The sequence below is a fragment of the Algoriphagus antarcticus genome, assembly GCF_002150685.1.
Taxonomy (GTDB): Bacteria; Bacteroidota; Bacteroidia; order Cytophagales; family Cyclobacteriaceae; genus Algoriphagus; species Algoriphagus antarcticus.
Map to the genome: position 1 here is coordinate 59,529 of NZ_MSSW01000004.1, position 21,571 is coordinate 81,099.

At 41.0% G+C, this 21,571-nt stretch carries 22 protein-coding genes; 18 read left to right on the top strand and 4 right to left on the bottom strand.

The features are described from left to right. Positions 1–34: 34 nt before the first annotated feature. The 3 genes from BVH04_RS03240 to BVH04_RS03250 all read left to right on the top strand — a co-directional run bounded on the left by BVH04_RS03240 (position 35) and on the right by BVH04_RS03250 (position 3,357). Positions 35–577 carry an NUDIX domain-containing protein gene (locus BVH04_RS03240; RefSeq protein ID WP_086539896.1) on the top strand — a complete coding sequence of 181 codons (543 nt, stop codon included), beginning with the start codon at positions 35–37 and terminating at the stop codon, positions 575–577. Between the two features lies 1 nt (position 578). Further along, positions 579–1,934: an MATE family efflux transporter gene (locus tag BVH04_RS03245; protein WP_086539897.1), complete on the top strand. Its 1,356-nt coding sequence runs from the start codon at positions 579–581 to the stop codon at positions 1,932–1,934. 70 nt (positions 1,935–2,004) lie between these two features. Then, positions 2,005–3,357 (top strand): M24 family metallopeptidase, encoded by a 1,353-nt coding sequence (locus BVH04_RS03250; RefSeq protein ID WP_086539898.1) that lies wholly within the window; start codon positions 2,005–2,007, stop codon positions 3,355–3,357. Here BVH04_RS03250 and BVH04_RS03255 read toward each other — a convergent pair. The 3 genes from BVH04_RS03255 to BVH04_RS03265 form a co-directional block, all read right to left on the bottom strand. Continuing rightward, complete coding sequence (locus tag BVH04_RS03255; RefSeq protein WP_086539899.1) at positions 3,354–4,532, bottom strand: MFS transporter; 1,179 nt, start codon at positions 4,530–4,532, stop codon at positions 3,354–3,356. The genes BVH04_RS03250 and BVH04_RS03255 overlap by 4 nt on opposite strands. 50 nt (positions 4,533–4,582) lie before the next feature. Next, positions 4,583–5,684 (bottom strand): peptide chain release factor 2 gene (gene prfB / locus BVH04_RS03260; RefSeq protein WP_116116472.1). Its coding sequence is split into 2 segments (ribosomal slippage): positions 4,583–5,623 and positions 5,625–5,684, totalling 1,101 coding nucleotides; the frame shifts between segments, so codons are not numbered across the junction. Between the two features lie 66 nt (positions 5,685–5,750). Continuing rightward, entirely contained in the window at positions 5,751–6,257 is a 507-nt protein-coding gene (locus BVH04_RS03265) for a hypothetical protein (RefSeq protein ID WP_086539901.1), read from the bottom strand. Positions 6,258–6,455: 198 nt separating this feature from the next. Here BVH04_RS03265 and BVH04_RS03270 point away from each other — a divergent pair, with 198 nt between their 5' ends. From BVH04_RS03270 to BVH04_RS03310, 9 genes are all read left to right on the top strand, one after another. After that, positions 6,456–6,890 carry an RrF2 family transcriptional regulator gene (locus BVH04_RS03270; RefSeq protein WP_086539902.1) on the top strand — a complete coding sequence of 145 codons (435 nt, stop codon included), beginning with the start codon at positions 6,456–6,458 and terminating at the stop codon, positions 6,888–6,890. 29 nt (positions 6,891–6,919) lie between these two features. Further along, positions 6,920–8,737 (top strand): cbb3-type cytochrome c oxidase subunit I, encoded by a 1,818-nt coding sequence (locus tag BVH04_RS03275; RefSeq protein WP_240510819.1) that lies wholly within the window; start codon positions 6,920–6,922, stop codon positions 8,735–8,737. Positions 8,738–8,740: 3 nt separating this feature from the next. After that, on the top strand, positions 8,741–9,754 hold the full coding sequence (locus tag BVH04_RS03280) for a cbb3-type cytochrome c oxidase subunit II (protein ID WP_086539904.1): 1,014 nt from the start codon (positions 8,741–8,743) through the stop codon (positions 9,752–9,754). Between the two features lie 4 nt (positions 9,755–9,758). Continuing rightward, positions 9,759–10,028, top strand: coding sequence for a hypothetical protein (locus BVH04_RS03285; RefSeq protein ID WP_086539951.1), 270 nt, complete (start codon positions 9,759–9,761; stop codon positions 10,026–10,028). 3 nt (positions 10,029–10,031) lie between these two features. Then, complete coding sequence (locus BVH04_RS03290; RefSeq protein ID WP_086539905.1) at positions 10,032–10,454, top strand: cytochrome C; 423 nt, start codon at positions 10,032–10,034, stop codon at positions 10,452–10,454. A gap of 19 nt (positions 10,455–10,473) precedes the next feature. Continuing rightward, positions 10,474–10,917, top strand: a complete 444-nt coding sequence (locus tag BVH04_RS03295; protein ID WP_086539906.1) for a hypothetical protein — start codon at positions 10,474–10,476, stop codon at positions 10,915–10,917. Then, positions 10,914–11,642, top strand: coding sequence for an iron-sulfur cluster repair di-iron protein (ric, locus tag BVH04_RS03300; RefSeq protein ID WP_086539907.1), 729 nt, complete (start codon positions 10,914–10,916; stop codon positions 11,640–11,642). The genes BVH04_RS03295 and ric overlap by 4 nt, the downstream gene beginning before the upstream one ends. After that, positions 11,635–12,114, top strand: coding sequence for a hemerythrin domain-containing protein (locus BVH04_RS03305; protein WP_205635783.1), 480 nt, complete (start codon positions 11,635–11,637; stop codon positions 12,112–12,114). Before ric ends, BVH04_RS03305 begins: the two co-directional genes overlap by 8 nt. A 393-nt stretch (positions 12,115–12,507) precedes the next feature. Beyond that, positions 12,508–12,894: a GreA/GreB family elongation factor gene (locus BVH04_RS03310; protein ID WP_086539952.1), complete on the top strand. Its 387-nt coding sequence runs from the start codon at positions 12,508–12,510 to the stop codon at positions 12,892–12,894. A gap of 163 nt (positions 12,895–13,057) precedes the next feature. Here BVH04_RS03310 and trpF read toward each other — a convergent pair whose 3' ends face one another. Further along, on the bottom strand, positions 13,058–13,678 hold the full coding sequence (trpF, locus tag BVH04_RS03315; RefSeq protein WP_086539908.1) for a phosphoribosylanthranilate isomerase: 621 nt from the start codon (positions 13,676–13,678) through the stop codon (positions 13,058–13,060). A gap of 129 nt (positions 13,679–13,807) precedes the next feature. Between trpF and BVH04_RS03320 the strand changes: the two genes are divergently transcribed. The 6 genes from BVH04_RS03320 (at position 13,808) to gyrA (ending at position 21,567) form a co-directional block, all read left to right on the top strand. Continuing rightward, the gene (locus BVH04_RS03320; protein WP_086539909.1) at positions 13,808–14,467 is read left to right on the top strand and encodes a hypothetical protein; all 660 of its coding nucleotides are present in this window, start codon (positions 13,808–13,810) and stop codon (positions 14,465–14,467) included. Continuing rightward, on the top strand, positions 14,454–16,118 hold the full coding sequence (locus tag BVH04_RS03325; protein ID WP_086539910.1) for a S8 family serine peptidase: 1,665 nt from the start codon (positions 14,454–14,456) through the stop codon (positions 16,116–16,118). The genes BVH04_RS03320 and BVH04_RS03325 overlap by 14 nt, the downstream gene beginning before the upstream one ends. A 369-nt stretch (positions 16,119–16,487) precedes the next feature. Further along, positions 16,488–17,147 carry a ribulose-phosphate 3-epimerase gene (rpe, locus tag BVH04_RS03330; RefSeq protein WP_086539911.1) on the top strand — a complete coding sequence of 220 codons (660 nt, stop codon included), beginning with the start codon at positions 16,488–16,490 and terminating at the stop codon, positions 17,145–17,147. Between the two features lie 113 nt (positions 17,148–17,260). Then, entirely contained in the window at positions 17,261–17,770 is a 510-nt protein-coding gene (locus BVH04_RS03335) for a hypothetical protein (protein ID WP_240510820.1), read from the top strand. 94 nt (positions 17,771–17,864) lie between these two features. Further along, positions 17,865–18,896: a hypothetical protein gene (locus BVH04_RS03340; protein ID WP_086539913.1), complete on the top strand. Its 1,032-nt coding sequence runs from the start codon at positions 17,865–17,867 to the stop codon at positions 18,894–18,896. A gap of 97 nt (positions 18,897–18,993) precedes the next feature. Further along, positions 18,994–21,567 carry a DNA gyrase subunit A gene (gene gyrA / locus BVH04_RS03345; RefSeq protein ID WP_086539914.1) on the top strand — a complete coding sequence of 858 codons (2,574 nt, stop codon included), beginning with the start codon at positions 18,994–18,996 and terminating at the stop codon, positions 21,565–21,567. Positions 21,568–21,571: the final 4 nt, after the last annotated feature.

Consider the following 21,571-nt stretch of genomic DNA (forward strand, 5'->3'; position numbering starts at 1 on the left):
GGGTGGCGAAAGTCACCCTTTTTTTTTTGAACAAATGGAACACAATCCCTGGAAAACCAAGAAGATTAATCCGATGTATGAAAATCCCTGGATTAAAGTAGAGCATCATGATATCATAAATCCTGCTGGCAACGAAGGCATTTATGGTAAAGTGCATTTCAAGAACAGAGCAATGGGTATAATTCCCATTGACAAAGACGGGAATACCTGGATTATTGGTCAATTTCGATATGCGCTGGATGAATATGCTTGGGAGATCCCGATGGGAGGTGGGCCTTTGGATGAGGATAAATTAGAAAGTGCCAAGCGTGAACTTAAGGAAGAAACGGGGCTCATCGCTGAGAAATGGACAGAAATCATGAAAATTCACACCTCCAACTCCGTCACAGACGAAGTGGGTTTTGTGTACTTAGCTGAGAACCTTTTGCAAGGAGAAACTGAGTTTGAGGAAACTGAAGTTCTCAAAATAAAGAAATTGCCATTTACCGAAGTTCTTACAATGGTGATGAATGGAGAAATCACTGATGGAATCAGTATTGCCGGCATTCTCAAGGCAGCTAGAATTCTAAACTTATAATATGACTACCAAAGAACATTTCAACACCACCTTCACTTTGGCTTTTCCTGTGGTCATGAGCCAATTAGGTCAAGTATTGGTTGGAGTAGCTGATAGTATGATGGTAGGACGAATGGGTGCGGTGCCGCTGGCTGCTGCATCATTGGGTAATAGTATATTTTTCGTGATTCTGATGTTTGGAATGGGGATTTCTATGGGGATTACCCCGTTAGTATCCGTGGCAGAAGGAAAGGGAAAATTCAAGAGAATCGGCCATCTGTTTCAGCATGGTTTGTGGATCAATATTACCACAGCAGTGCTTCTCACTGTTGTGGTTGTAGGCTTATCTCAAGGATTACATTTTCTTGACCAGCCTGAGGAGGTAGTGACTCTTACGATTCCTTACCTCTATATAATCACGGCGTCACTTTTTCCTTTCATGATTTTCCAGTCCTTTAAGCAACTTGCTGAAGGAATTTCACAGACAAAGCAGGCGATGTATGTCACGATTTTCTGTAACCTAATCAACATATTTCTAAACTGGGTGCTTATCTATGGAAATTTAGGGGCTCCTGAAATGGGATTAAACGGTGCGGGATTAGCAACATTGATTTCCCGGATTTTGATGCCGATCGTGATGGGGCTTTATGTAATGCGATCTAAGAGATATCGCGTGTTCAATCTTCAATTGGGACTCAGTAAGCTGAGGTTTTTATTGCTGAATAGAATTTTGAAAATCGGCGTTCCTACAGGTTTTCAATTCATTTTCGAAGTGAGTGCCTTTAGTGCCGCAGCTATTATGATGGGATGGATAGGCGTAAATGCACTTGCTGCTCATCAGATTGCTATTAATCTAGCTTCAATTAGTTATATGATGGTTTCTGGTCTCAGTACGGCTGGGATGATAAGAGTAAGTAATCAGATCGGTCGGGGGAATTACAAAAGTATGCGGGAGGCTGGAATGGTTGTTTTTGGTATGGTTTTGATTTTTATGGCAATTACAGGATTGCTTTTCATTCTCATGCGATTCTATCTCCCTACGCTGTATATTGATAACGATGAGGTGATTGCTTTGTCTGCGTCTTTGTTGATCATTGCTGGATTGTTCCAGCTTTCTGATGGAGTACAAGTAGCGGGCTTGGGAGTATTGCGAGGTATGGAGGATGTTAGATTCCCTACTTTGATCACTCTGGTAGCTTATTGGGTGATTGGTCTCCCGCTTGGATATTTCTTGGCTTTTGAACTGGGAATGGCTGAACTCGGAATTTGGTATGGATTATTGATAGGCTTAAGTATCACTGCGGTCGTATTATTTTACCGCTTCCATAAGTTGAGTAATCGGATGATAGCTGCAAATAAACCGATAGTCACCGCTTAAGTATTCTCAATCCTAATTTTACTGCCTGTTCTTACTTTTTGTTTTATATTCAGCATTAATCAACCCTTTTATGATCAAAAAGCTACTATTCGTATTTTCCCTTTTCCTGATTTCTAATCTTAGTTCTGCGCAAGATGTGGCAGTACTGACTCAGCGAGAGCAAGCTGAAGTCATTGATGGCTGGCTTGACTACCGCATTCAAAATCTTCTTCCTAATTTGATGACGGAGACAGGCATTGACATGTGGGTGGTAATTTCCAGAGAGTACAATGAGGATCCGGTAATTCGAACTTTGCTACCAGCTACTTGGATGGCAGCGAGACGCAGGACGATCTTGGTAATGTATCAGCCTTCGGCAAATGCACCTGTGCAAACATATGCTGTCGCCAGATACGATGTAGGTAAATCTTTCAAAAGAGCTTGGGATCCAGAGGCACAGCCAGATCAATGGAAAGCTTTGATGGAATTAATCTCCTCAAAGAATCCTAAGAAAATAGGATTGAATTATGCCAAAGATTATGGGCATGCAGACGGTTTGACCACCAATGAGCATCAAATATTCTTAGAATATTTACCTCAAAATCTTCAGCAGAATGTAGTATCTGCACAAACTCTCGCCGTGCGTTGGTTAGAAACTAGAACTGAACCTGAAATGGCTACCTACAAACATATTCAGGAAATTGCCCATTCAATTATAAGTGAGGGGTTTTCGGAAGCTGTCATTACACCTGGAGCAACTACCACAGAAGATGTAGTCTGGTGGTATAGAGAGAAGATCAAGGAACTGAAATTGGACACTTGGTTTCATCCATCGGTGGATATTCAGCGAGCTGATCCAGCTAATATGGAGCAAAACAGAAACTTTGCTACTAAGTCTCCTGAATCAGTCATTATGCCTGGGGACTTGCTGCATGTGGATTTTGGGATCACTTACCTAAGGCTGAATACAGATACCCAGGAAATGGCTTATGTACTTAAAGCTGGCGAAACCGAGGTTCCTGATTATTTAAATAAAGCTTTTAAGCAGGGGAACAGAGTGCAGGATATCCTGACTTCTAATTACGTAGCAGGGAAAACTGGGAATGAAATACTTCGAGCTTCTCGTAAAGTGTTGGATGCCGAAGGTATCAGAGGAAGTATCTACACGCATCCACTTGGTTTTTATGGACATTCCGCTGGTCCAACGATCGGAATGTGGGACAACCAAGGCGATACTCCCGGAGCTGGCGATTTCCCTCTTAATGCAAATACAGGCTATGCCATCGAATTGAATGCAGTGGTATTTGTGCCAGAATGGAATAAGGATGTGCGGATTATGCTGGAAGAAGGAGCTTTTTTTGACGGGCAAAAAGTGACGTATTACAACGGTCGTCAGAAAGAAATTTTCGCCATACCAAGAGTGAATAAACACCTAGGTAATTAAATAGCTTCTGGGATTCGGTTTTCCTTTTTGATTAAAATCAGAAAAATGAAAGCGAGTCCTGCAAAGCCAGCACTGGTAAGAAATACCAAGCGGAAATTCTCAGGACTATTTGCAAAAAGAAATCCGGAAACTAGTGCGCCTATGCCTATTCCAGCTTCCAAAGCAATGTACATCGTAGCTAAAGCGCGTCCGCGAAATTGATCTAACGATAGATCTATGACCCATGCAGCTGTAGTAGGACTATACATCCCCACTGCACAGCCAAAGAGAACACCTGATCCCAATAATGCGAATTTACTTTCTGCAAAAGCAATCAAAGCCATTGCACAAACTAACGTAGCGCTGGCGGCGCGCATTACCGGAACTCTGCCGTATCGGTCGGAGGTTTTGCCTGCCAACAGCCTGATTCCCAAGGAAGAGACGGTAAAGACACCAAAGAAAAGCCCTTTGTTTTCTATGTCCAAATGAGTGGAGAAATCTGGTATGATTGTCAGCACTACTCCAAAAGAAAAGGCACATAGGAATAGTATTCCAGAGGGAACCAGAACTCTTTTCTCAATTATCTCATCCTTCTGTAACTGAAACATTTTCCAGGAAATCTTTTGCTTGTTTGGTAGTGTTTCTTTGAGCTTTAGTAAAATAAGAATTGAAAATATGGCTGTAAATGCGGATACATAGAAAACTGTGTCTATAGAAAATAGAGTGCCCAGCCATCCACCGACAGCAGGTCCTGCAGCCATTCCCATAGAGCCGAAGAGCGAAAATAAGCCCATCGCTTCGCCACGTTTTTGATAAGGGACAATATCAGCGACATACGCTGAAGCCCCAGTAGGGGTGAACCCTGTCGAGAAACCATGCGCGAACCTCAGAAATAGAAATCCACCAACGAAACTGAGTAGGGGATAGAGCATTCCGACCACAAAGCATACACTTGCTCCGATCATCATCACGGGAATTCTTCCGATTTTGTCTGCTAACTTCCCGCTGAATGGTCTAGAAAGTCCCGCTGAGAGTGTGAACAAGGCTATGATGAACCCCTTGTAGTCTTCTCCACCAAGTGAGGTGAGATATTCTGGAAGCTCCGGAATGATCATATTGAAGGAAGAGAAAAACAGGAAGGAGCTTAAACAGAGTAGAGAAAAATCTACAGTAAAAAATGAAGAGCTAATTTTCATATAAACCTTGATGTAGAAAAAAGGCCAGAGTTAAACCCTGGCCCTAAGTATTAATCTTTACTTGCCTGCTCTTCGCTTTGCGCCAGCAAAAATGCTTTCATAAACTCATTCAATCCGCCATCCAGTACATGCTGGGTGTCAGAGGTTTCATGTCCAGTTCGATTGTCCTTTACCAGTTTGTAAGGATGAAGCACATAATTTCGGATCTGCGATCCAAAATCGACACGCATTTTGGAAGATTCGATCTTTGCGATTTCCGCATTTCTCTTTTCCAATTCCATCTGAAACAAACGAGATTTCAGCATTTGCATAGCCTTCTCTCTGTTGGCAAGCTGGGAACGCTCGATCTGACAGACCACCACGATTCCAGTAGGCTTGTGAGTCAACTGAACTTTTGTTTCCACCTTGTTCACGTTCTGTCCACCGGCACCACCTGATCTAGATGTATGCAATTCCACATCTGCTGGGTTGATCTCGATTTCTATGGTGTCATCCACTTCTGGATAGGCATACACAGAGGCAAAAGACGTATGTCTTCTTCCCCCTGAGTCAAATGGAGAGATTCGAACCAAGCGGTGAACGCCAGTTTCAGATTTCAAAAATCCATAAGCCAGTGGTCCTTCAAATTCCAAAGTACAGGATTTGATCCCTGCCACTTCGCCTTGTTGTACATCTACTTCTCTGACCTTGTAGCCATTTTTCTCGCCCCACATGATATACATTCTCATGAGGATAGAGGCCCAGTCATTACTTTCTGTTCCCCCAGCTCCCGGATTGATTTCTATTACCGCATTCAGCTGATCCTCTTCCGATGAAAGCATTTTCTTGAGTTCTAGCTCTTGTACCTCAGCCTCAGCTTTGATATACTCAGCTTTGATTTCTTCTTCAGAAACCTCCTCTGCGCTATAGAACTCATATAAAACTTCGAGATCCTCAATGGTTTTACTAAGATTTTCAAATGAACTGGTCCAGGCTTTACGGGCTTGAATCTGTTTCATACTTTTTTCTGCCTCTTCTGGATTGTTCCAAAAATCAGGCTGGGCCGATACGGCCTCTAGGTCTTCTATTTCTGCTTTCTTACGATCGTAGTCAAAGATACCTCCTCAAAGCCGATGTGCGGGCTTTCAAGTCTTTCAGTTGTTCTGAAGTCATCTGTCTAGGTTAAAATTTAGGGTGCAAAAGTCCGAAAAAATATCTGTTTTTGCCAGTATTCCTCAATTAATCCATTCTCATCAGAATGAGCTGGATTTTATTTCGGCCAGTATTCTTAAATGTCTTGTACCGCAACGGAAGCAAAACGAGTCCAGTTCCCACTAGAATACCAGAAGCAAGCCCAACTCCGCTGCTGATGGCGAATTCATTGTCATGGTAAATGCTATTGATGGATTCGGCTCCGAACAATATGACTCCCGCACTTATGGTCAATACACTCAATGCTCTCAAAGTACTGTTTCTTCGATCTTTATCCCGAATGTCGATTTCAGTAATAGTCTCAGGCGAAAGGATGTTTTCGCTGAGATAGATGTAATTCTGATCTATGCTCTGGATCACATCTGTCACGAAGTAGTTTATTTTTGTGCTTTTGTAGGTGATTTCCTCGCCTGGATAAAATCGGATTTGGGATTTTTGTTTGGTTCCTTTTTTCAGTAGTATGAAGTCAGTTCCTTGAGCGAAAGAAGTGAGTGAGGATGTAAAAATCAGTAACAGGACTAAAAGACTTTTCATTCCGCTAAATAAAACAAAATGCGGAAAGAAGCATGCTGTATTTTCCAGAATTCTAGTCTTACGCAAACTTTATTTAACTAATCTCTTAAAGAAATGGTGTTCTAATTCTGAGAAGTTTCTGAGCTAACTGAAAGTTTATTTAAGATAAATTTGTCTTAAATAAAAATCTACTTACTTTTGGCATATCAAAACCTAACTATGTTTTCAAAAGCCTGCGAGTACGGAATCAAAGCAATCATATACATAGCCTCTCAGTCTATGCTCGAAAGACGTGTGAAGATAGGGGAGGTAGTGGAGCATATTGATTCGCCAGAAGCTTTCACAGCCAAAATCGTCGGAGCTTTGGTAAAGGAAAATATCGTTCAATCTGTCACTGGACCCTATGGCGGTTTTTATATTGATAAGTACCAAATGGGTCAAATAACCATGATAGACATAGTCACGGCGATTGATGGGGATTCCATATTTAATGGCTGTGGTCTTGGGCTGAAAGATTGTGATGCAGAACAACCTTGTCCTATGCATTCCAAATTTGTAAAAGTCAGAGCTGACCTCAAAAGCATGCTAAATTCCACTTCTATCTTTGAATTGGCTGAAGGCCTTAAATCTGGAAAATCTACTTTAATGAGATGAAAAAAAATTTGATTTTATTTACGACAAAAATGTCTGAAAAAAAAGTTGGATTAACGATCTTACTTTCATGCTTGGCTTATTTGCCACTAGCCGCACAACCAACGCCAAATCCAAGTACAAATAATTGGCTTGCAAGTCCAGGGATTATTGGCACTTTGGTATTGATTGCTTTGGTATTGATGATTGCGATCTTAATCGTGGTAAAGCGTGCATCATCCATCATGAATTTTTTCCAACGGAAAAACGAAAAAGTAACGATTCAAAAGCTCCGGGAGGAGCTATATCAACTTGAAGAAGATGAAATAGATGAAGTACTGGAGGAGCGGAAAACGGCCAAAACCTATAAGCTAACTGGCGATGAACTATATCAAGGTGGGAAAGCAGTGGACCGAAAAGGAATTGTCTCCAGCTATACGAATGATCCGCAAAATCCTCTTGTAGATGAAAAGAAGCGATCTCGCTCTGTCTTGCAGATTCCCGTTGAGCTGAAAAACTTAGTGGTTTGGTACATTGGTGCAGCTACTTTTTGGTTGGTTTTTGGAACCCTCGTAGGTCAGTATTTAGGGATGAAATTTATGTGGCCTGATTTAGATCAGGTGTCTTTTCTGTCATTCGGTAGATTGAGACCTGTTCATACGAATACAGTGTTTTGGGGATGGGCATCTCTGGCTATGATTGGGCTAGGGTATTTTGTAATTGCCAAAACCTCCAACACTAAGATTTATAACTATAAAATCGCTTGGACTACCTGGGTTTTGATCAACCTTACCTTAGTGATCGGCAATATCTTCTTGATGTCGGGGATCAACAATGGAGGTGGAGAATATCGTGAGTACATCTGGCCGGTGATGATCATGTTTGCCATCGGGCTGATTCTTACTTTTTACAATTTCTACAAGACCATTCAGCTTCGCAAAATTGAAGAAATCTATATTTCCAACTGGTATATTATGGGTGCCATGGTGTGGACAATCGTCTTGGCGATAATCGGTTACTTGCCATGGTACCAAAATGGCTTGGGAGAGACAGTGATTCAAGGGTACTACATGCACCAAGGCGTGGGAATGTGGTTTATGACCTTTACACTTGGGTTAGTCTATTATTACCTGCCTTCGTCACTCAACAAACCAATCTACTCTTATTCTCTTGGTGTATTGGCATTTTGGACTCAGATGCTGTTTTATACCATGATCGGTACGCACCACTTTGTGTTTAGTCCACTTCCATGGTGGTTGCAGACGGTGGCGATTGTATTCAGTGCTGGGATGTTTATTCCCGTAGTGGCCGGCACTACAAATTTTCTGATGACCATGCGCGGTAGCTGGAATGACATCTCCAAAAGCTATGTATTGCCTTTCTTTTTGGTTGGAGTGGTCTTCTATTTTGTAGGATCTACTCAGGGAAGTTTGCAGGCATTTCGCTTTACCAATTTTGTATGGCACTTCACAGACTTTAATGTAGCCCACTCGCATATGACCATGTATGGGATTATCACATTTTTGCTCTGGGCGGCTATCTATGCTTTACTGCCCAAAATTACTGGAAATGAACCCAAGCAGCTTTTTGTTGGTGTCCATTTTTGGCTTGCATTCGTGGGATTATTCGCCTATATGATTTCGCTGATGGCTGGCGGTACGCTACGTGGGCTGAGTTGGATTGCTGGCGATACCTTTATAACGTCAGTAGTACTGATGCAGCCTTATTGGGTTTGGAGAGCCATAGGCGGCACACTGATGTTCATTTCGCATCTGATCTTCGCTTATAATTTCTACGAGATGGTAAGAGAAAGGAAAGATGCTGCAAAGCCAGCAGTAGTTCCTATGAAATCCACACTAGCTAACGTATAACACATGTTTAATTTTCATAAAAATCTAAATAGTCTGGTTTTGACATCCTTCCTGGTTTTTCTGGGCTTGACGTTGATCGTGGCAGTGATTCCAGCTTTTCAACTTCAGAAAACAGAACCGCTTCCAACTATGCTCGAACCTACTGCAGATGAACTGGAAGGACTTAAAGTCTATGTAAGTGAAAACTGCGTCGCCTGTCATACCCAACAAGTACGGAATATCGAGATGGATCAAACCTGGGGCGATAGACCGTCTATTCCATCGGACTACTACTACAGCAAGCAACGACTGAATGTCTGGCAACAATCCCCTTCTGTATTGGGAAGTGAGCGAACCGGGCCAGATCTGACCAATGTAGGGAAAAGACAGCCCGGCAAAGAATGGCACCTTTTACACTTATATAATCCTCGGATAGTCGTAAAGGAATCCATCATGCCAGGTTATTCGTGGATGTTTGAGGAGAAAACTCCTGATCAAGTGAAGGAAACAGATGTAATCGTATCAGTTCCCAAGGAATACTTAAGCCATCCTGACAATAAGATTGTAGCTACCCAAAAGGCAATGCAGCTGGTAACTTATCTACAATCTCTGAAGCAAACCGATATGCCTGGAATGGATGCGACAGCTTTCATTCCTTCTTCGAAGAAAAAAGTGGCTCCTGCAAATTCGTCAACAGCAGGGGAGGCAGTTCTTCCAGATGGACTAGCACTATATTCACAGTCTTGTGCAGCCTGTCACCAAGCGAATGGTGAAGGTATAGCTGGAGCATTTCCACCGCTGGCTGGGTCGGAGATCATAAATGAAGATAATCTTGAGACACTTATCAGAATCATCTTGCAAGGATATGACGCAAGGCCTGAATATGGAGCTATGCCCCCTTTCGGAGACCAACTTTCGGATGAAGATATTGCTGCGATTACTAGCCATGAACGTAGCAGTTGGGGAAATTCCGCCAAGAAAGTAACCGCGGAAGAAGTGAGGAAAATCAGAGAATTAGTAAATCTTTCGAATAACTAAGATGATGAAAACAAAAATAATTGCGCTATCAATCCTTCTGTTTATTGTTTCTATAGGAGGAGCATTCGCCTGCGAAGTATGTAAAAGTAAGCAGCCAAAAGGGTTTGCGGATATTACTCATGGATCAGGTCCAGGCAGTAATTTGGAATATTTCATTGTTTGGGGAGCGGCAATACTCGTGACCATTACGCTAGGCCTGAGCTTAAAATTTCTGATCAAACCACAGGAAAATCAACCTGATCACATCAAAAATAGTATCCTAGATCATTTATAAATCATGGAAGACAAGAGAAGTATAAGAATATTCCTAGACGACGATCCAATACCATTTGCGGAGTTTGCCCCACCGGTAAAGTTTGTATTCGATTCTACCAAAATCCCAGACGGAAAACACGAATTGAAGATTGTGGCAGTTTCCTCCAATGGAAAAGAGGGAGTAAAGCACATTCCGTTTGAAGTTCGTAATGGGCCGTCCATCTCTGTCATTGGATTAAATCCAAATGAAGTAATCAATGAACAGATACCGATCACAGTCAATGCCTATGGTAGCGAAAGAAGTGATCTATTTATAGTGACAGGCTCCGAAAACCCCAAAGGAATACCTGCTTGGATTTGGGCGCTGGTGCTATCATTCGTCGGATTCGCACTCTTCTATCTAATCATGTATTTCAATCCGGATTTTTACAAATCATTTATATAAAATCAATCGATCAACCGATATGTCATTGGTCAAAAATCCCCTATCTCTGATTTCCACGTTTCTTTGGATAGGCTTTGTATGCGCAATTAGCTTTATGGAAGCTTGGCTGAAATTTCAGGCTCCGGGAATCACAGTAGCCTTGGGTTTGGGAATCGGGAGACTAGTCTTCTATGCGCTGAACAAAGTAGAATGGGTCTTTGCAATAGCCATTTTGCTGAGTAGTATCATAGCTAAGGAAAGGTTGCTCAGTTTTAAGACCATTCCTTTTGCTATTCCCTTGTTGTTCTTGCTCATTCAGACTTTCTGGCTTTTACCTGCGCTGGATGCACGAGCAGAATTAATCATTCATGTACATGATTTACCCTCTTCAAACCTTCATTTCTATTATGTAGGAATGGAAATAATCAAAGTATCAACACTTATCATATTTGGAATATTTCACTTCAAAACTATAAAATCATGAGTCTTACAGAACAATCTATCATCGGAGAATTAGTAGCAAAGGATTATCGCTATGCTACTGTATTTCAGAAAAACAAAATTGATTTCTGCTGCCAAGGCAATAGAACAATTGAAGAAGCTTGCGACAGAAAAAAAGTGAATATTGATGCTTTACTTTCTGAGTTGACAGAAGCAGCCCAAATAAATGAAACTGCCACTACAGATTTCAATTCATGGCCGTTAGACTTGCTGGCTGATTACATAGAGAAAAAACACCACCGCTATGTGGAATCTCGAATCACTGAGATCAAGCCTATGCTTGCAAAGATCGTAAAGGTTCATGGAGAAATGCACCCTGAATTACTCGAGGTAGAGGAGCTGTTTCTCGGATCGGCAGGAGAACTGACAGCGCATATGAAGAAGGAGGAGTTTATTTTATTTCCTTTCGTCAAAAAACTGGTTCAAGCATCTGAGGAGAAAACGGAATTGACACCTGGCCATTTTGGAACGGTCGCCAATCCAGTCGCTATGATGATGGAGGAGCATGCAGCAGAGGGAGAGCGATTCAGAAAAATTGCTGAATTAACTGATGATTATACTCCACCAAAGGGTGCTTGTACTACTTATATGGTTACCTTTTCCTTATTGAAGGAATTTGAGCAGGATTTGCATTTGCATATTCACCTGGAGAATAATATTTTATTCCCTAAAGCTATTGAATTAGAAAAATCCCAAGTCTATGCCTAATCAGCCTATAAAGAGACATATAGCACTTCAGCCTTTAAGCCGTGATCATCATCACGGCTTATTGTTCTGCTGGAAAGTTCGATCCGGAGTAAAGAGAGGCATTGATGTCAGCCGAATGAAAGCTCATGCTATTTGGTTCTGGGAATCACATTTGGTTTCGCATTTTGCTGAGGAAGAAGCAGTAGTATTTCCAATTTTAGGAAAAGAAAATGAATTGATCCAGCAGGCACTTGCCGAACATGCAGAGTTAAAAAAGTTGTTTTCCCAAGAGGAAATGGATTATGAGTTTCTGAATTACCTTCAGGTGGCCTTGGAAAAACACATTCGATTTGAGGAGCGGATTCTTTTTAATGAAATTCAAGAAGTGGCCAATGCTGATCAACTGGCGGCAGTAGATCAACACAATTCTTCCAATGACGAGGAGTTTGAATGGGCGGATGATTATTGGAATTGGAAGAAATCAGAGGCATAGTTATCAGAGGCATAGTTAATTATGCTTTTTATAGTGTTTTGACACTTCGGCTAATTTAAAAATTTTCTCTCTGTTCTTTTTGCTTCGTCAACCTTTTTCCGTGAACCAACGTTCGTGGTATATATTAAAGAGATAGCCTTACGTATAAACTTTTGGCTATTTTTTGTTTTAAATACGCTTCCCTTGAATTTACAGGTTTCACATATTTCCTTTGGTACTTCAACTGCATCTGTCAGACCGGATATTTGTGGGCTTTTCCGAAAGAATAAAGCCTTTATTTATTAGCCCCCAGTGATTTTAAGGATTACGTAGGTAGGGCAATTTTTCCAGACTTCTCACTTTTATATACCCGATCATATCATGCTTGGGTTCAAATTCTTACCTCAAAAAACCATGAAGCCAATACTCACAAAATCAGATTATAATACCATTAAGGATTTGATCGTCAATACTCCTTCTCACCTGATTACTAAGGAGATTTCTTTGCTTGCCAAAGAGATAGAAAAAGCTAAAAAAGTACCTGAGGAAAAAATTGATGCTACTGTGATTCGTATCAATTCTCATTTCGAAGTACAGGATGTAGCTTCTGGGCAACTTTTGAAATTCCAGATGACCTTACCAAAGTATAGTAACCTGGCGGAAAAGAAACTTTCAATACTTACTCCATTAGGAGTTGCTCTAATTGGTTGTCAAGAAGGAATGCAGATCGAATATGTGCTGCCAGGAGGATTGAAAAAACTTAAAATCCTAAGTGTAAAGAATCATGTGCATGCAGATTGAAAAAAGCTACCAATAGCCTTTTTTTTGTATGATAATTACCAATTATTGGCATCGTAGAACCAGCTCACTAATCTAAGTTTTCAGGAGAAGCAAAATTATCTGCTTCTCCAGTAGCTGGTCTTGCCATTTCTCAATTCAAGAAAGTTTTCTATGTGTTGGGCGATTACTCTTCTATCTCTAGTGCTTCCAGAATATCGGCTAATTCATTAAAGTCTTTAAAGCCAGGCTTGATCTCTAGTCCTCCAGTAAGAGAGATGCCATATAGGTTCAACTCAGCGATTAAATCTTGGACATTCTCGGCGGTAATGCCAACACCCAGGATAACTTTGCAATTTTCGCTAATAAGCTTTATGGCTTTGATGTCATCTTCATCAAGCACTGCATGATCTGAAGTGATATGAAAAATAATCCCGGATTGACTGAGTTTCTCAGCCACTTCCAATTCAATGTTCTTCACTTCCTTCAAATCCATTTTGTAGATCAAGCCCTGACCTTTACCTTCCAAATCAGCTAGATGTTCGATTCTGTCATGCTCGATCCATTTCACAGATGGATAGTTCTTTATGGTCTCGGATACCTGATATGCATCGTAGGTTTCAAATTCACCTACAAACTCAAGCCCGGAAACCCAACCTGTGATCTCATTATACTGAGTGGGAGTGATGAATTTTTCAGATTCTTCTTCCAAAGAAAAACCTAATAAATCCACATACATTCCGGCGCAATACCGAGCATCAGAGAGATTGGTGATGCCGCTTATTTTTACAAAAGTTCTTAGAGCCATGGTTAAAATATTGAAGTCGCTAAGTTAAACAGGATGATCGGCTAGAAAAATGTATTTCGAAACTGTAAGTAAACTCACTTATCCAGATATTTAAGAAAATACTAGTATTTTTAGTCATCGAAAGTCACCATGAATAGACGCCTACCCAGTATTATTTTAATCGTATTTGCTCTTTTTACTTCTTGTGCTAAAGAAATAGAAGAAGGACAAGTGGATTTAGGCTATGATTTCCAGCCGTTGGAAATTGGCTTATTCTGGATTTATAGCGTAGATCAAACTACTTATTTTGGTGAAAATGATTCTGTACAAGAGCTGTTTTTTTATAAAGACAGAATAAGAAGCTTTTATACAAATGCTGAAGACGAGCAGGCTTTTATCATGCAGCGTTCCAAATCCTCAGATGAAATTAATTGGGTTACTGAAATAGAATATACATTGATTCAGCGCGACTTGTCACTTGTGAGAACCATCCAAAATCAATCACTGGTTACCTTGGTCTTTCCTCCGAAAGATGGAGTTGTGTGGAATGGGAATGTCTATAGAAATGATGTAGAAGACGATTTTGAGTTAATCAATTCTGGTAATTCCATTCGTATCAATCAGGAGGATAGCGATGATAAAGTGACTTATAGGGATATTCGCTATGAGATATATGACAAGAATGTAGGCTTGGTGGAAAGGTATGATGAAGTACTGACTTACTGCTCCAGAAATGATTGCCTCGGAGATATGTTGATTGATTCAGGATCTAAGGTTCAAATGAAATTGACCGATAATGGAAAGGATTAAATTTTTAGCTTTTTTTTTACTTGGAGTGGCTTTTTCTGGGAGTCTCGCTGCGCAAGATCGCTATGCGGTATTCTACAAGTACAAGCCGCAGGAAAGTCTTTCATTGGAGAAACCAAATGAATTTCTAAGTCAAAAAGCTTTGGATCGTAGAATTAAAGAAGGAGTAGCTCCTGATAGTTTGGATCTTCCTGTTTCGCAGAAATATGTGGATGCAGTAGATGAGAAGTCTACTTACATCTTGTATTCCAGCAAATGGTTTAATGCGACGCTACTAGTAACTGATGAAGCTGGAGTTAAGGAATTGCAAGCTTTGCCTTTTGTAGAAAGAGTAGAGCTGGTGGGCAGAAGCTTTATCCCAAGACCAAATGCTAGACAAGACAGTAAGATTTTGGCCTCTATTACTAATAAGCATAGTCCTCCTACCGCAAAAAATGACCGGATTTTAGCTACTGATGAGGAAACTTACGATTTTCAGAATTCACTGCTGGGAATAGATAAAATGCATGAGGAAGGCTTTACTGGAAAAGGAGTGACTGTCGCCGTTTTTGATGCGGGTTTTCCAGGTACAAATACTGCGAGCTCTCTGGTTCATCTGCAGACAAACGGGCAAATAATTGGAACAAAAGACTTCGTAAGGCCTTGGAATACGAATGTGTATTCTGACAATCAACATGGAACTAATGTGCTTTCACTCATTGCATCAAACGAGCCAGGGAAAATGCTATCAGGAGCTCCGGATGCAGACTATATACTAGTGATGACAGAGGAAGTAGCTACTGAATATTGGGTCGAGGAGTACAACTGGGTTCGGGCAGCAGAATATGCCGACAGCCTAGGCACAGACATTATAAGCAGTTCGGTAGGGTATTGGGACTTTGATGATCCTGAGATGAATTACACGGTAGAGGATTTGGATGGCGAAACCACTATAATTGCCCGCGGAGCTAGTATCGCAGCCAGCAAAGGGATTTTAGTGATAAATAGCGCGGGCAATAGCGGTCCAGCATTATCTACAATTACTTCTCCTTCAGATGCAAAAGGTATTTTGGCAATTGGGTCTGTGAATAGAGAATTGGTCGTTTCCAGCTTCAGCTCACGCGGCCCCACTGGAGATGGTAGAATTAAGCCAGACTTGGCAGCTTTTGGTGAAGGTACAGTTTTGATCAGATCCAATGGCGCAGTAGGTTTTGCCAGTGGCACTTCTTTTTCAGCTCCTCAAATAGCCGCATTGGCGGCGGGACTATGGGAAGCCAAACCAGAATGGACAAAGGATAAGTTGCTGGAAAGTTTGATAAATAGCGGAACACAAGCCGAAGAACCGGATAATTTATTAGGCTATGGAATTCCCAATTTCTTTGATGCGCTTTACGGAGAAATACTTGCAGTAGAAGAAAACGAGGAAGCATTAGCCTGGAAAGTTTATCCTAACCCAATTCTTGGTGATGCGTTGAATATTTACTTTGGAAATAGCCTGAGTGCGGAATTTTCTATAATTGATCTACATGGCAGAACGTTACAAACTGAAGTGCTCAACAGATCCACCCTCAAAGAACCTTTCCAGATTCTTTTGCAAGGAGTTAAGCCAGGTTTATATATGATTCAGATGCAGAATAGCTCGTTGATCATGCAGGGCAAATTGATAAGGCAATAGGAATTTGGAGGCTGAGTATTATCTTGGTTTTTGAGGTTTTGAGCTATATTAACATTGAAAGAAACGCGATATTAATCCCATAAAACAGTTACTATAACGTTTCTTCCGTCATCTGCCTGCCCGATGCGGTGGGTTTTCCAGCCCTTTTATATAAGGAGAAATATTCTGTCTCTTCATTAAAAATTGTGATTATACGGAATCGTGCCAGTATAAAATTTATAGGATCGAAAATCCAAAGACACATTGAATTCTGGTTTACTCCGGTCTTCGGTCTTCCAACCTATTGACCAAAGAGAATTCGCTTACTGGCAGAATAGCGTATGTACAGATTAAAAATTATCTTAATATAAAACCTAACAACTAACATCCATGTCCCCATTAATTGCCCCTTCTATATTAGCTGCTGATTTTGCAAACCTTCAAAGGGAAGTAGAAATGCTCAATTCCTCAGTGGCAGATTATATTCATATAGATATAATGGACGGGGTATTTGTTCCGAATATTTCCTTTGGTATTCCTGTGATGCAGGCGATTCATCGCCATGCGAACAAGCCACTGGATGTGCACTTGATGATCGTGAATCCAGATAATTTTTTGGAAGCTTTTAGAGATGCAGGTGCTGAAGTCATCTCGGTGCATTACGAAGCTTGCACGCATTTGCACCGCACTTTACAGGCGATAGCCGACCTTGGTGCGAAGCCTGGTGTGGCAATTAATCCCCATACACCTGTGGAATTTTTGACCGATGTCATCCAGGATATTGACATGGTGTGCATGATGTCTGTGAATCCGGGATTTGGTGGACAGAAATTTATAGAGAATACCTATTCGAAAATTTCCCGCCTGAAGGACTTGATTTTGGCAAAGGGAGCTAAGGCAAGAATTGAAATTGATGGAGGTGTAAATCTTCAAAATGCGCCCAAATTGCTTGCTGCGGGTGCTGATGTGTTTGTAGCAGGCAGTTTTGTGTTCAATTCCTCAGACCCTGTCAAGACAATCAGTGAGCTTAAGAGTATTTCTCAGGATTAAACTTCTCTCACACCATTTATCCTAAAAAACCTTAAAAAGCTGATTTATTTCTTGAATTATTGACTTTTGGTTTTTTTATTGGAGAATATATAGAAATCAAAATCACAAAGTTTATGAAAAAGGTACTGCTTTTCGGAGCGTTGTTCGCGTTCCTAGGGCTTGCTGCTTACGCACAAGATGAGGAGAAAGTCACAGATGAAGACTTGGCTAAATATGCAAATGTAGAGGTGACATTTGATAATTACGTAAATTCAAAAACGGAAGAATTGAAGTCAATGATTTTGGAGAATGAGATTTTCCAAGGTGGTGGCAGATATAATGAAATCAAAGCGGCTTGGGATGATGAAGCTAAAATGACTGAAGCAAAAGTTACTGAGGAAGAAAAAGTCGCCTATGAAGAAGTTAAGGAATTCCAGGCCTCTCTTCAGGGAGTTTTGAAAGAATATAAGACAGGCTTAATTGTGGATGAGGAGATTTTGGGGGCTGGTACTTATAATAAAGTATTGAAAGCTACTAATGATGATCCAACCATTAAAGAGAAACTGGATAATATGATCGCTGAAATGAAAGCGAAACAAGCTGCTGAAAAGGCGGACACTACAAAAGTGACAGACGGAAAATAAATTCATTTTCAAGTTATTATGAAGATGCCTCCCAATCGGGAGGCATTTTTTTTTAATTTCACACCATTAGTCCCAAGCAATCGTTAAGAAAAGTATGAATTTTATAAAGCTGCCGCTCTCAATTATTCTTTGTTTTTTACTTACAGCTGTGTTTGCACAGGAAGAAGATATTTTCGGAATCTCTGCAAAAGCCAAAAATCCCAAAAGTGAGTCTGGTATGGGTAATGTTGCCCGGAATGTCTTGGAGATGCTAAGTGTGGAGCTTTCTGGAGGAGGTGCTTACCAGCAGTTTGGGACAAGTTTTTATTCTGCGAATCCAAGCCTTTACCCCTTTTCACGATATCAAAATCTAGATGGAGATCCTCTGGATATTACTGAAGAAAATCCGCTGGACATGAAAGGTGGAGACTGGATGTTTCCAATATGGAATGGGGGAGTGAGAATCAACCTTTTCAACCTTCTAACTATTGGAGGAGGTTACGGGCAAGAGTCGGGAAATCTATCACCTATTCAGGGGGATAATTATCAGTTTAATTTTGAAGGTGCTAACTACCGAGCTAGTAAAGTGTACGGCACCATAGGTTTGGTTCTTTACGATGCCAATAGAAGAAGGGCCTTTTTAAACTGGAGGTATAGAAATTACTCTTCTTCCAATCTTTATATGCAGTCAGAGCTCAGACAGCGGGCTAAGCAGAATTATCCTTGGAGATTTGTTTTAGAAGCTGAGTTGGGTAAACTGAATCTTAAGGAAGCATATAGAGGAATTGATTCAAGATTTCCTAATGGTCCAGTTTCAAGCGTTCCTAGACTGTTAGCTTCAGATGAGAACTATTATGGCCTAGGCTTGAGAATAGAGCGTGACTTCTCCGAGTACACCAAGATGTTTATCAAAGGAGGAGCTGATTTCCGCAAATTCACTTATGCTGCAGCTGATTTTTCGGAAGTACAAGACCTCGACCAAAAGTTATATGCGTTGCAATTTGGATTGGCAGTTCGCTTTCCAGGGACTAAGCGTTGCAAAATTGCTGGTTGCGGCGTGGTGATGAAGCATATGCACAACGGAATCGAGTACAGAGGAAGCGGGATATTCAATTTTCAAGACAGGAAAGTAGGACAGTGGTACTAAAAGTCTTACTTATCCACTTTGGTCTTGGTAATCTCTTTTCAAAACTAGTCTGTTTTTACTATCTTGCAGTCTTAACCGACCCCGTGAATAGCATTATATGGCTCAAGGAGAAAACGAGAACATCATACCCATTAATATTGAAGAGGAAATGCGTGGAGCCTACATCGATTATTCGATGTCGGTTATTGTTTCAAGAGCGCTTCCTGATGTCCGTGACGGACTGAAACCAGTACACCGCAGAATCCTCTTCGGAATGCAGGAACTGGGAGTATTACATAACAAACCTCATAAAAAATCTGCCAGAATTGTCGGTGAGGTACTCGGTAAGTATCACCCACATGGTGATTCTGCTGTTTACGAAACGATGGTTCGTATGGCACAACCTTGGTCTTTGAGATATCCATTAGTGGATGGTCAGGGTAACTTTGGTTCTGTCGATGGAGATAATCCTGCCGCGATGCGATATACCGAAGCAAGACTGAAGCGTATAGCTGAGGAGCTTTTGGTGGATATCAACAAGGAGACAGTAGATTTTCAATTCAACTTTGATGACTCCCTTAAGGAGCCGATCGTATTGCCTGCAAAAGTCCCTGCACTTCTATTGAATGGAGCTTCAGGAATTGCAGTAGGTATGGCGACAAATATGGCGCCCCACAATCTGGGAGAAGTTATTGACGGGATTGTCGCCTACATCGACAACAATGAGATTACCATAGAAGAATTAATGGTGCATATCATTGCGCCTGATTTTCCAACCGGTGGTATTATCTATGGTTACAATGGCGTGAAAGCTGCCTTTGAGACTGGCCGTGGTAGAGTGGTGATGCGTGGCAAAGCCAATGTAGAAATCAAAGATGGGGGAAGTAAGGAGATGATCATCATCACCGAGATCCCATATATGGTGAACAAGGCGAGCATGGTGGAGAAAACTGCCGCGTTGATCAATGAAAAGAAAATCGAAGGAATCTCTGCAATTCGTGATGAGTCTGATCGCTCAGGAATGCGAATTGTTTATGAATTGAAGCGTGACGCTATATCTAGCGTTGTACTTAATAATCTTTATAAGCATACACAGCTACAGACTTCATTCTCAGTGAATAATGTTGCCTTGGTAAAAGGTAGACCTTATACGCTGAACTTGAAGGATATGATCGTTCACTATGTCAATCACCGCCATGAGGTAGTGATTCGTAGAACGGAATATGAGCTGAGAGAAGCAGAAAAGAGAGCACACATTCTCCAAGGTTATTTGATCGCATTAGATCATTTGGATGAGGTGATTTCGTTGATCAGAAGTTCTGCAGATCCAGAGACAGCTCGAAATGGCTTGATTGAGAGATTTGATTTGAGTGAAATTCAGGCAAGAGCGATTCTCGATATGAGATTACAGCGTTTGACCGGAATGGAGCGAGATAAGATCATCAATGAATATGAGGAGATTATGGCTTTGATCGAACAACTTAAAGAAATTCTTACCAGCGAGGAAAGGAGAATGGAAATCATCAAAGAAGAGCTTGCAGAAATGAAGACTCGCTATGCTGATGACCGAAGAACGGAAATCGAGCATAACGCGGAAGATTTCAGTTATGAAGATATGATTCCAAATGAGGAAGTGATCATCACTGTTTCCCATGAAGGATATGTAAAGCGTACTGCGCTTTCAGAATATAGAACACAAGGTAGAGGTGGAGTAGGATCGCGTGGTGTAAGTACCAAGCAAGATGATTTCACAGAGTACTTATTTACCGCCTCTACTCACAACTACCTATTAATCTTTACAGATAAGGCAAAATTGTTCTGGTTGAAAACCTACGCTATTCCCGAAGGATCAAAGACTTCCAAAGGAAGACCAATTCAGAACTTAATTAGCATCGAGCAGGATGATAAGATACGCTCTATCATTCAGGTTGCAGATTTGAATAATCAGGATTACCTGAACAATCACTTCCTAGTAATGGTGACCAAACGAGGTATCATCAAGAAGACTACACTAGAGCAGTATAGCCGCCCGAGAACAAATGGTATCATTGCTTTGAACATACGTGAAGATGATCAATTGGTGAAGGTAGAGATGACAAATGGCAGTCAGCATATTGTGATCGCAGCTAAATCCGGTAGAGCAATCCACTTCAACGAAACAGCAGTAAGACCTATGGGTCGTACAGCCACAGGCGTAAAAGCTATCAAGTTAAATGATGATAATGATTATGTGATTGGCATGGTATGTGCATCTGAGGAAAATGCAACGCTGCTTGTCGTTTCAGAAAAGGGATACGGTAAGCGCTCCAACCTTGATGAATATAGAATCACCAATCGTGGAGGAAAAGGAGTAAAAGCGATGAGTGTAACTGAGAAAACGGGTACACTGGTAGCAATCAAAGAAGTAGTAGAAACTGATGATTTAATGATCATCAACAAATCAGGCATTACCATTCGTATTTCCGTAGATGGACTTCGCATAATGGGAAGAGCTACTCAAGGAGTAAGATTGATTAAAATCGGAGAGAATGACGAAATTTCTTCGGTAGAGAAAATATCAAAAGAAGAAGAGGTAGAAGCGATCGAAGAAGCAACAGTAGTTTCCGATGAAAATTCTGAAATAGCTACTGATGACCCTTCAACTGACGAATCCGAGGATTCTTCTGATGAATCAAATGAAATTAACGAATAACCAA